Source organism: Streptomyces sp. NPDC017993, assembly GCF_044328065.1.
Taxonomy (GTDB): domain Bacteria; phylum Actinomycetota; class Actinomycetes; order Streptomycetales; family Streptomycetaceae; genus Streptomyces.
Genome location: NZ_JBIRGO010000049.1, coordinates 1 through 10,489, shown reverse-complemented (window position 1 = coordinate 10,489; position 10,489 = coordinate 1). Strand labels below are relative to the sequence as shown.

Sequence of the window (10,489 nt, the reverse complement as noted above, 5' to 3'; positions counted from 1 at the left end):
AAACAGCACCCACAACTCATCCGGCACCAACCGCTCAACCAGATCCGTCATGCACCGCTCAACGAGCCAACACGCCATAAGAAACGACGTCTAAGGCGTTGTTGTGGTACTGCCCGTTGCTGACGTCGTAGCACGTCGGGATTTCCGCGGCAGGGGCCGCCTGGGAGGCGGGCGCGGCGGCCACCGCCACGGGGAGCAGGGCGGCCGTCGCGGCCGAGACCGACAGGGCGCGGCGCAGTTTCATAAAGATCTCTTTCCCGATTCTTCGGAGCCTTGGAGTCTTGGAGCCTTTGTTTTCAGTGTCATTGAGTTCTAAGGCCGTGGATTCTTGGGTTATCAGGTTCTTGGTGAAATGGTTGGGCTTACGCGGTGAAGTCCGTGGCGCCCGGATCGGTCACGCCCTCCCGGCGGCGTACGCCGATGACCGCACCCGCGCCGACCACCATCGCGGCTCCGCCGGCGAGAGCGATCGCCGGGAGCGCGGACGAGGAGCCGGTCGCGGCGAGGTGGGCGCCGCTCTGCGGGCTGAGGCCACCGCTGGAATCGGAACCACCCGTACCGCCGCCGGACGCGGCGCTCCGGCCGGGCTCGGCCGTGGCACCCGGCTTGCCCGGCTCACCCGGCTTGGTGGTCGGGGGCTGCGTCGGCTTCGCGCTCGCGGGGAGGATGGTGAAGTCGTACCAGGCTTCCTTGGCCGAACCGCAGGAACCGTCGCGGTTGCGGTAGTCGCCGGCGGCGAGCGCGTACCCGGCGCCGGGCTTGGCGTCCTTGACCACGCGGGTGCGCAGTTGGAGCGTGATGGTGCTGCGCGAACCGACGGCAAAGGAGCCGAACAGGTCGTCGGGCGCCGCGTCATGGAAGGTCTTCCACCGCCCCGTCTCGGCGTCGCGGTACTCGGTCTCCAGCTCCCAGTACGGCCGGTCGACATCTTCGGCGGAGGACACGAGCAGGAAGGGCTGGACCTCTCCCAGGGGCTTGCCGGTGGTGTTGGTGAGTGTCATGGAGAAGGGGGCCCAGGCGGCGCCCGCAGTCAGCTGGGGCGGTAGCCCGTGGACGGCTACGTGCAACTGGTCGGACTCGAACGCGCAGGACTGACCCGCACCATCGGAATCACCGGCGTCCTTGCCGCCACCGGTGGCACCACCCGCACCGGTGGTCCCCTCAGTGGTCCCTTCGGCGGACCCGGCGGCTTTCGGCGACTTCCCCGGGGCGGGACGGGCGGCCCCGTCGCGGTCCTGGGATGCCGAGCCACCGGCAGCGGCTTCGCCCGGGCGCGGCGGCACGCCCCGGTTACCCGTTCCGCCGCCGCTCGTTGCGGAATCCGCCGGCCGGTGCGCCGGTGTTGCGGCATCGGGGGAGTCGGGAGAGGCGGGCGTGCGGGGACCGGCCTCCGACACCAGCTCCGTTGCTAACGCGGCGGCGGGCGCAGCCAGTACGGCGGCGGGCGCTATCACGGCAGCCGCTGCGGCGGCCGTCAGGGCGCGGCGTAATTTCATCCAGCAAAACCTCTCGGATCCCAAGTGCCCTCTGGGCGGCACAGGTTGACGTTCGTGATGGTCAGGCCGTGCATGACGCACGGTGCGCGTGAGTGCGCTTGCAGACATGCGTACATGCGCACTCCTGCGCATCGCACATGACCACTCGCATGAGTGCGCTTGCAGACATGCGTACATGCGCACTCCTGCGCATCGCACATGACCACTCGCACTGCGAAAAGGTTGCAGAAGCGGCACCCTCGCGGGCGCCGCGGCGGCCGGCCGCCAGACTTCAACCGGGAGGTCCACCGCCGACACAACCTCGTCGAACGCCGCTTCAACCAGCTCGAAGAGCTTCCGCGGCAGAGCGACCCGATACGAGAAGACCGCCACCTCCTACGAAGCAGCGGTCACACTCGCCTCACTCCTGCTCTCGGCAAGATCCGTTTGAAGACGGACCCAGGACGTCTTCGATGTCTTGGACGGTGAAGATGATGCGACGGATACAGCCGCGAGGTCGTCGCTGACGATGCCGGCAGGCCCTTGTCGACATCCTGCGCCGCACATCTTCTTCGAAGGGCTCCTGACCCTGCACGGCCCGAGGCACGCATCGATCCCTTTGCGGGGCTGCCGGGATGGATAAACGGACTTGGCCTGCGGGCGGGAGCACGTCCTGGTGGCCGCTCGTGTGGGGATCAGGGTGCGGAGGCGACTGGTGCCTCTTGCGTGGCTGGCATGGGCGGGCCGCGGCAGGACGGCGCCCTGACCCCCGCATGCTCCATTGCCCGGGCCGTGATCCCGCCCTGGGCGTACGTGAGCCCGCGGCGCTTCACGTATTGGCCCGGTGGCAGATAACGTGCCGCTACCGTGCCGCGTTCCCGCTACGAGGTCGACCGGTCGAAGGGCTCGGTCATGTCTATGTCCATGCCAGGTCGTCGAGGCCTTGGTGGCCCACGTTCGGCACGTTCAAGGCCAGCCAGCCGTGGCCGCTTATCTCGGCTTCGGCGTCAATCCCGTCCGGGTGTACCGACAGGTACTCGCATGCCGTCATGGCACTGACAGTTCCCTCATTGGGCTCGGCCTCGTCGTACTCCGGGTTGAAGCCTTCGTCGTCGACGGCCCGTGTCTCCCAGGGCAAGGGCTCGCCTTCCCACTCCGGGCTGCTCTCCCGAGCGTATCGGCGCCGGATGCGCCCCTCTTCGGCGACCACCCAGATATCCGCTCCGCCCGCGGTGTCTTCGAAGAACATCTGCGCCTGGCCGCAGCGTGCGCTCAGCCGCTCCACAGCCCCCATCATGTCGTCCCAGTCCCAGCCGACGGCGCTGTCGAGATTGCCGAATATCAAACGCCAGCCGTTGACTTCAGGCGTGACAAAGACGGGGAAAGCGCGGGGCCGAGACGGCAGTTCGTCCACGCAGCGCCCCTCATCGAAGGTGACCGGAACACGGTCATGGAGGTCCAGCGCCGCGAACAATCCTTCGTAGCTCTCACCCGGCACCACGTACCACCAACTGGTCGGAAGGTAGAACGGCGGCTTCTCACCGCAGGCCTTGAGCAGCGCGCGACGCGCCAGCAGCTTCCTGTCCCGCTCTCCCAGCCGGTCGGTGAATCCGGCCTCCAGCAGGGCACCCAGTCGGTTATTGCTCATGATCCAGGAGCTTAAGCCGTGCCACTGACAGCCGTTAGGAGCGCAGGTACTGGTCGGGGGGGGGGGGGGGGGGGGGCCCCCCCCCCCCCCCCGGGGGCGGAGGCCCTTGTCGCGGCTCTCTTGGGGCCCATCGGCCCGTTGGCCCAGGTGAGGTCGGGCCGATGATGACGCTTGCGTGGTGGTATTCGACGCATGGTCGGCGTAGGCGCGGGGGCGAGGGGAGGAGGGGATGCCGTCTGGGTCGGTAAGGGCCGTGGCGGCGTTTCCAGACGGCGCGGCAACGTCCGGTGCGGGGTCGGGTGCGCGTCCACGGCCAGCAGAACCCGGCGGTGGTACGGGCATTGTGCCCGGCGGCGGTGGCCAGTTCGGTCCACTGCTGAAGGGCGAAGAGATCCTCGGAGAGGCCGAGGCCAGAGCGGGCGTGCCCAATCCAGGGGACACCGAGAGGTCAACCAATGGGGACGACCATCGCACCCCCCGCGACGCGGAGCGGCCGGCTGCCGACGACGCCCCAGCGGCGCTGAAGATGGCTTGCTCCGTGCGGTCACCTGCCCGCGTCGGTCGCCGACGGCTCGTCAGCCAGCCTTCCAGCTCATCGCATCGGCGACCTGTATCAGGGCGAAGGCGGCGACAACCGTCGCCAACGCCAGACGGGGCCGGCCACGAAGGACGAGCACGGCCCCCACCGCAGCCAGGGCTATGCCCCCGGAGCACAGCCCCAACCAGTCAGCCGCCGGGGGGATGCCCTGAGTGAGCCGGACGATCACCGTGACCACCCCGCCGAGGGCCGCCGCGACCGCCAACGCCGCGTAGGCGATGCGCCTCTTCTTGTCCTGCTTCCTGGCGTCCTCGGCACGACCTGCCGTGCCCTCTCGTTGAAACTCGGCACGCAGCTTCTCGTTGCGGATGTCGCTGTTGTCGAAACCGTTTATGAGGCGGGATGCTACGGGGCTCGCAGGGGCGCCAACCGCGGGGCCGGGAGACCCCGAGGCCGTAAACTCCGGGATCATGCCCATGCCACGACCCGCTCCCGCCCTCGACGGGACCGTTGTGCCCACCGGACGCCGGAAACTGAAGGCCCGCCTCCTCACCGGCCTTTCACTGACGGCACTCGGACTGGCGGCGGCCATCGGTCTCCTCCTGATGGCCTTCGGTGTACTGGAGAGCGAGAAGGGCCCGGTGGGCGGGTCATCTCTGGTCGGCAACCCCGAGCTCCTGCGGGCCTGGTCACCCCCTGTGGCCAGGGCCGGAATTAAGGGGGGAACCTCTTAGCGGTCGCGGGCGTCTGATCATGAGAAAGCGATCACGGGGTGTTACGGGGGTAGTGGGTATGGCGATCACACTGGCCGAGGAGATCATGCTGCTGTCTCTGGACGATGAGTCCGGGTCGGCGAAGCAGCGGAGCGCCGCTGGGTGGGCAGTGTCGGGAGGGATCCTGCTCGAACTGGTCCTGGCCGGGCGGGTGTCCATTGCAGGCAAGCACCTCGAACTGACAGACACGACACCGACCGGGGACGAGTTGCTCGACGGCCGGACGGCGCTGATCGAGACCTGGCTGCGCGGTCGCAAGCAGCGACGGGTGACGGAGTGGCTGACGAAGGACCAGGCCAAGGCCGTCGGTGCGGCTCTGGAGAGCCTGTGCCGGCGCGGCGTGGTCGTGGAGGAGAAGCACAAGGCACTCGGAGTGTTCCCGATACGCCGCTACCCCGAGGCCGATGGCGCCGTCGAGGCTGAGCTGCGGGAACGGCTCCGCGCCGTCGTACTGGACGGCGCCGAGCCGGACACCCGGACGGCGGGCCTGATCGCGTTGATCCACTCCGCCAAGCTGCACCGCCTGGCATTCCCCGACAGCCCGCGCAAGGAGGTCACCGCGCGGATGGCTCAGGTGGCCGACGGGCAGTGGGCGGCTGAGAGCGTCCACGCCGCCATCCGCGACATGCAGGCGGCGATGGCCGCGGTCATCGTGGTCACGGCCGCCACGGCCGGGAGTTAGACCATTCCTTTCAGATCACCGGATCGTTGGTCCGGGTGTGCTGTTGACTGATGTGCAGCAGTGGGCGCGGATTGATCCGTTGTTGCCGGACCGGACACCGAGGCCGGTGGCGGGATCACCGTGAGGTGATCGATGCGATCGCTTGGAAGTTCCAGACCGGATCGCGCGATTATCCGATGCTCGCCCTCCCCCCTTCCCTTCTCCCGGCCGGACGGGCACCCCCTCGACTCGCGTGCGGATGCGAGGTGCTCAAGGAGATGCTCGCCGAGGCGGGCTTCAACCACCTGCAGCCAGCACGACGGGAGCTATCCCACCGCGGGCACGCCCTTGAACGAGCTGAGCGATCATCGAAGGCAAGAGTCTCAAGGATTCGAGCCACCCCGCCTCGGAGTAAAGAATGCGCATCAACGACGAGGACACCTCCTTGGAAAGCGGCAACGTCGTCTACTTCCAAGACAAGCCGTTCACCGGCGAAGTCGTTACGCACGACGAGGAGGGCCGAGTGATCAGCCTCGTCACGTACCTCGAAGGGTTCGAGTCCGGCACCCAGACCGAGTGGTACCCCAATGGGTCGCAGAAGGAGGAGGGGAATTGCCGGTTGGGAGTGGCCGTCGGGGAGTGGCGTACGTGGTACCCGAACGGCCAACTCTCCGAATGCTCGGTCTTCAGCCCCAAAGGGAAGTACCTACGGCGCCGGCAGTGGGACGAGATCGGAAACCTCACGGTGGACAAGACCTACACGGCGTGAGTTTGCGGCTGGCGTGCGAGCTACGCGCTGCGGAGCCGTGCACCTCGGGTTGGTTTCCGGGCCGTAGCCTCAGCCGTTGGCCAGGGTGCGGCCGAGGAGCGGGAGCAGGCGATCCCAGTGAAGCTGCAGTGCGGCGGGGTTGAAGGCGTCGGTGTCGGACATGGTGAAGCCGTGGATGGTGCCGGGGTAGATCTCGGAGGTGTAGCCGACCCCCGCAGTGTCCAGGGCCTGGTTGAGCTCAGCGAGGCCCTCGGGCGTCATGTCGCCTTCGGCGTGGCCGAGGTGGACCTGGGCGGTGAGCTTGGAGAGGAGGCGGCGCAGGCCGTCGGGCCCGTCCGCGCCCACGGGGCCATGGAATCCGGCGACGGCGGCCACCTGGCCGGGGTGGGCCGCGGCGGTGCGCATCGCCAGGAGGCCGCCTATGCAGTAGCCGGTCACCGCGACCGGTCCGGCACCGACCTCGGGCTGGGCGGTGAGGAACCTGAGGTAGGCGTCGGCGTCGCTCAGGACACGCTCGGCGGTGTGCGCCTCGATCAAGGGCATCAGCTGCTCGAAGACCGCGGGCCGGGCCTCTTCTCCGATGTGCTCCGGAAGTTCGATCACCGGTGCCGGGCCGTGCCGGTAGAAGAAGTTGGGGACGAGCACGTAGTACCCGTGCCCGGCCAGTTCGCGGGCCATCTCCCGCAGCACGGGCCGGATACCGAAGCCGTCCGCGTACATCAGCACCCCTGGGTGCCGCTCGCCCTGGTCGGGGAAGGCGGCGAAGGCGTCGGCCTTTCCGTCCGTGGTGGGAATCTGCAACATCTTGGTGGGAATAGCGGGGCTTCCTTCCTTGGAGTTCACCGAACTAACGTTTATTGCACTAACGGTTTCGGCGTGAGTGAAGGTACATCGTTAGTCGGACTAACGCAATGAGTAGGATGGGGGCATGACCAGAGCCGAAGCCGCGGACACGCCCGACGACGACGCGCCCAAGACGCCCGACAGGCTGCGTCGACAGGCGAGCCGACAGTTGTCGCAACTGACCGCGCGGTCGGACCGGCTGATCAACGAGGGGCTGGCCCAGGTCGACGCCCGCAAGTGGCACTACGCCGTGCTCGCCTCACTGCAGGAGTACGGGCCGGGGAGCCAAGCGACGCTGAGCCGGCGCACCGGCATCTACCGCAGCGACATGGTGGGCGTGCTCAACGAACTGGCCGAGCGTGACCTCGTCGAGCGGGTGCCGGATCCCGACGACCGGCGCCGCAACATCATCACGATCTCCCCCCGAGGCCGCCGTCGCCTACCCCGCCTCGACAAGGTCCTGGACGACCTTCACGACCAACTGCTCGCGCCGCTGAGTCCGGCCGAACGCGACCAACTCGCGCAGTTGCTCACCCGCTTGCTGGACCACCACACCCGGACCTCCTGACCCCGCGTAGTGGCATCCGACGTCAACTGGGGCGCCCGTCGCCCCGGCCGCCTGTTGGGGCAAGGGTCTGTGCGGCGCATGGACACGGTGCCCCACCCGGGATCGTGCTCACCACACCCACCCCGGCCCGCGAGTGAGCCGGCCACAATGCAAAGGGGCTGCTGCCATGAGCTCGCTGCTGAACGAGAGCGACCTTCGCCACGAGAACGCCGTGGTGTGGCTGGAGAACCCCGACGACCTCGACCACGTGCGCCGGGCCCTCGGCAAGACGCCCCGTCGCCGCGGCAAACATCGCTACGAACGCGACGGACGCATGGGCGGCTACGCCGAACTCGACACTCACGCCGATCCGGATCCGGACAGCGGTCTCCAGCCCCGGTGCGTCCTCTTCCTCCTCCCGCACGACCGCGACGCCGACCCCGACGGGCCCTACCACGAAGGCGCCCCGGGCGAAGCCGTCGATCCCCGGACCATCCGACCCCAACGCGTGGGTGACAAACCCCCCGCTCTCAAGGCGGCCCCGCAGCGACAACAGCCACCAACCACTGAGCCGAGAGCGCAACGGCAGACCGACGGGACAGTGGGAGCAAAGTGACGAACCCCGAGAATGCTTCCCGTAGCTGCTCGTCTCCTGCGGCCGTCACGGCTGTCAGCGACTGGTGGCGAGACCGTCGCCCCGGTGGGCCTCCGGCGTTTCTGCTCGACCCGTCAGGGACGGACGGCGCCTCGGTTCTGCGGGAAGTCCACAGTCGAACTGACGGCAGTGTCCTTGTAGACGCCCACGGGCTCACCGCGGAGGAGGTACAGGAAGCAGTTCTGTTCGCTCTTGGGGTGGACCTGTCGCCCGGTCGCCGGAGTCGCTGGCGAAGTTCTCTGCGGCAGATCGCCGAGCCACGGCTGGTGCTTCTCATCAACACACACAGGGCAGGCCGGACCCGACGCTCGTATGAGCCGGAACGTCTGATCTCCAAGACCGCTGCCGGCCTGGCCGGCGGCAATGTTGCCGTACTGGCTCATGCCGCGCCGCGTGATCTCCCGCACCGGTCCAAGGTCGTCTTTCAGCTGCCGGAAAACGAGGCAACAGAGAGGCCGGAGTCCCCCCTTCTGCGGGCATTGGCACTGGCCGAGGCACGCGTTACACCGATGCGGGTCTGGACTGAGCTGGCACGCGCCCTGACGGGTCAACCGACATCCGAATCGGCGCTCACGCAGCTCCTGCGTGAGCGCTCTGACGTGATCGAGCAGAGCCCCGACGGCGTGTCCTTTGTCGATGAGGGGACAGCGGAACGGCTGCGGCGAGAGACGGAACCTGAGGAGATCACACGGGTCAGCCGTCAACTGTTCGATTGGCTGCGGCGGGCCTCGGGTGAATACCGACACCCTGAGGGATGGGCCCGATACGGCCCGGAGGGCCTCTACGCGGCGACAGGAATGGCCGCGCATGCCGTGCAGGCCGAGGCGTGGGAAGAGTTGCTGCCGGAGGGCGGGCTTCTTGCGAATATTCCTCAAACTGTCTTGATGGACGCGGCGTGTTGCGCATGTGGGGGCAGCGTCCCGGGTAACTCCGCTGCCGCCGATGGCATTCACTTGTGGTCGTACGGAGTTGTCCCGCCCAGGCAGTCGGAGTGGGCTGCCTTGATGCACCTGATGGCCACGGCACGGAATGACTCGGTTTTTGCCTCCGCAGTCGCCGAGTCGGGCGTCCAACTACCTTGGAAAACCAAGTGGACGCGCTGGCGGCCGCCTGGCGGCTACCACGTGAGCTACACACAAATGACGCCACTGACAGGGATGGCCGAAGTTCGCTGGCGCGGCCGCCCTGCCGTCGCTGGTATCTGTGAGCGCAAACGGCCGGACGTCGCTATCTGGGACGCCGAGACCGGAGAACCCCTCGCTGCGCCCTTCCAGGGAAGGGACTTTCCCGAGGAATATCTCGAAGCACTGTCCTGGCCACCCCTGGTCGGCGCCGACCGGCGCAGCCTCTTGACGTCCCAAGATCTGTACATGGGTGTTCCCGAGGGTCGGGGCGTACACCCCACTCTGCTCGAAAGCCCCCCACTTCCCGTCGGAGACCTGGTGGTGCTCGGAGGAGCGCACGGCCTCTTCGCGATCGAGCCCCAGGCGGGAGAAGCCTTTGCGGGCTTCAGCTCTCGCAATATCCAGCCGCTGTTGTCCGGCCCCTACGCCGCGGCCGGCCGGACGGCCCCCGTACACGCCCCTCCGCCCACCCCGGGCGATCTCCTCCACCTCTACGGAGAGGACGAGGTCTTCGAACTCGAAGAGGAGGAACTCCCCGACGGTCTGACGGACGAAGCAACTCGGCGCACGCTCCTCGACATTGGCCTGCCTGATATGCGGGAAGGCGGTATGGGACTTTACCCATATGGCGATTACCGCTTCGAGGTGATGGATGAAGTCACCTGGCCGGACGATGTCGCCACAGCCGAGGAGACCGGTCCGTTCTTCCAGATCGGCTTCTGGATGGGCGGCGAACTCGTCATCGACGGCCCCACCGGGCATGTGCTCCGCGTCCCGACGGAGCCCGACGAGGAACACCTTGCAGCCCTCCCCGCTGCGCACAGCCTGGAGAAGTTCCTCACCATGGTCGGATTGTGGGTCACTGGCCTCCGCACAGTGCAGAACATCCAGAACGACCGCGAGGCTTACTCGCTACCCCAGTACGTGGCAGTCGCGCACTCAGCCATCGACCAGGCCGGAGCCGAGGCCCCGGCCTGGTCTTATGTCTTCCACAATCCGTAGCCGGTGCAGACGCGGCAGTCGGTCCTAGTCCTCAACCCGCATGAAGGGCTGGAAGATCCTCCGTCACTGCCGGCTCAAGGGCGACGGTGTCGGTGTCCATCACGCCAAACTCGGTAACGTTCGACTGGGCAGTCCCGATCTCGACGGCCGCTACGGCTACCCGCGCGATCTGGAGAAGGTGCCCATTGCACCGGTTACCCGGGGCGACCTCGCGCGACCGGCCGGGCTGGTACCAGTCCTCGCTCAACGAGAGTTCCGGCAGGTCCACGCGGAGTGAAACCTGCCTGGCCCTCCGCAGTTCGTCGAGGAATCCGGGGGAGGGCCTAAGACGTTGTTTCACTTGGTGAGTCGGCGGTGGGCGATGAGGGTTGCGGCTATGCCGACGAAGGCGAGGAAGTGCTCGGGTTTGCGTTCGTAGCGCCGGTGGAGGCGTCGGCAGCCGGCCAGCCAGGAC

At 67.7% G+C, this 10,489-nt stretch carries 10 protein-coding genes and 3 pseudogenes; 7 read left to right on the top strand and 6 right to left on the bottom strand.

Annotation, left to right across the window (positions count from 1 at the left end; genetic code table 11):
- Positions 1-58 precede the first annotated feature (58 nt).
- The 4 genes from ACH4FH_RS38550 to ACH4FH_RS38535 all read right to left on the bottom strand — a co-directional run bounded on the left by ACH4FH_RS38550 (position 59) and on the right by ACH4FH_RS38535 (position 4,139).
- Positions 59-244, bottom strand: coding sequence for a hypothetical protein (locus ACH4FH_RS38550; protein ID WP_398560644.1), 186 nt, complete (start codon positions 242-244; stop codon positions 59-61).
- Positions 245-362: 118 nt separating this feature from the next.
- A complete protein-coding gene (locus ACH4FH_RS38545) occupies positions 363-1,001 on the bottom strand; it encodes an LPXTG cell wall anchor domain-containing protein (protein ID WP_398560643.1) in 639 nt (212 codons plus the stop codon).
- Between the two features lie 1,390 nt (positions 1,002-2,391).
- Complete coding sequence (locus ACH4FH_RS38540) at positions 2,392-3,123, bottom strand: hypothetical protein (RefSeq protein WP_398560642.1); 732 nt, start codon at positions 3,121-3,123, stop codon at positions 2,392-2,394.
- 575 nt (positions 3,124-3,698) lie between these two features.
- Positions 3,699-4,139 (bottom strand): hypothetical protein, encoded by a 441-nt coding sequence (locus tag ACH4FH_RS38535; protein ID WP_398560641.1) that lies wholly within the window; start codon positions 4,137-4,139, stop codon positions 3,699-3,701.
- Here ACH4FH_RS38535 and ACH4FH_RS38530 point away from each other — a divergent pair.
- The 3 genes from ACH4FH_RS38530 to ACH4FH_RS38520 all read left to right on the top strand — a co-directional run bounded on the left by ACH4FH_RS38530 (position 4,132) and on the right by ACH4FH_RS38520 (position 5,864).
- Positions 4,132-4,395, top strand: coding sequence for a hypothetical protein (locus tag ACH4FH_RS38530; protein ID WP_398560640.1), 264 nt, complete (start codon positions 4,132-4,134; stop codon positions 4,393-4,395). The genes ACH4FH_RS38535 and ACH4FH_RS38530 overlap by 8 nt on opposite strands.
- A gap of 58 nt (positions 4,396-4,453) precedes the next feature.
- Complete coding sequence (locus ACH4FH_RS38525) at positions 4,454-5,116, top strand: GPP34 family phosphoprotein (protein ID WP_398560639.1); 663 nt, start codon at positions 4,454-4,456, stop codon at positions 5,114-5,116.
- Positions 5,117-5,513: 397 nt separating this feature from the next.
- Positions 5,514-5,864: a toxin-antitoxin system YwqK family antitoxin gene (locus ACH4FH_RS38520; RefSeq protein ID WP_398560638.1), complete on the top strand. Its 351-nt coding sequence runs from the start codon at positions 5,514-5,516 to the stop codon at positions 5,862-5,864.
- A 69-nt stretch (positions 5,865-5,933) separates the two neighbouring features.
- On the opposite strand, the gene ACH4FH_RS38515 is transcribed toward ACH4FH_RS38520, so the two are convergent.
- The gene (locus tag ACH4FH_RS38515) at positions 5,934-6,668 is read right to left on the bottom strand and encodes a dienelactone hydrolase family protein (RefSeq protein WP_398560637.1); all 735 of its coding nucleotides are present in this window, start codon (positions 6,666-6,668) and stop codon (positions 5,934-5,936) included.
- Between the two features lie 124 nt (positions 6,669-6,792).
- Here ACH4FH_RS38515 and ACH4FH_RS38510 point away from each other — a divergent pair, with 124 nt between their 5' ends.
- The 4 genes and pseudogenes from ACH4FH_RS38510 to ACH4FH_RS38495 form a co-directional block, all read left to right on the top strand.
- Positions 6,793-7,275 carry a MarR family winged helix-turn-helix transcriptional regulator gene (locus tag ACH4FH_RS38510; RefSeq protein WP_398560636.1) on the top strand — a complete coding sequence of 161 codons (483 nt, stop codon included), beginning with the start codon at positions 6,793-6,795 and terminating at the stop codon, positions 7,273-7,275.
- A 166-nt stretch (positions 7,276-7,441) separates the two neighbouring features.
- Positions 7,442-7,824: pseudogene (locus tag ACH4FH_RS38505) on the top strand (DUF6009 family protein).
- A gap of 282 nt (positions 7,825-8,106) precedes the next feature.
- Positions 8,107-10,035 carry an SUKH-4 family immunity protein gene (locus ACH4FH_RS38500; protein ID WP_398560635.1) on the top strand — a complete coding sequence of 643 codons (1,929 nt, stop codon included), beginning with the start codon at positions 8,107-8,109 and terminating at the stop codon, positions 10,033-10,035.
- Between the two features lie 37 nt (positions 10,036-10,072).
- Positions 10,073-10,183 (top strand): annotated as a pseudogene (locus tag ACH4FH_RS38495) (IS5/IS1182 family transposase); the annotation flags it as partial.
- A gap of 188 nt (positions 10,184-10,371) precedes the next feature.
- Here ACH4FH_RS38495 and ACH4FH_RS38490 read toward each other — a convergent pair.
- Positions 10,372-10,489: pseudogene (locus tag ACH4FH_RS38490) on the bottom strand (IS5/IS1182 family transposase); the annotation flags it as partial.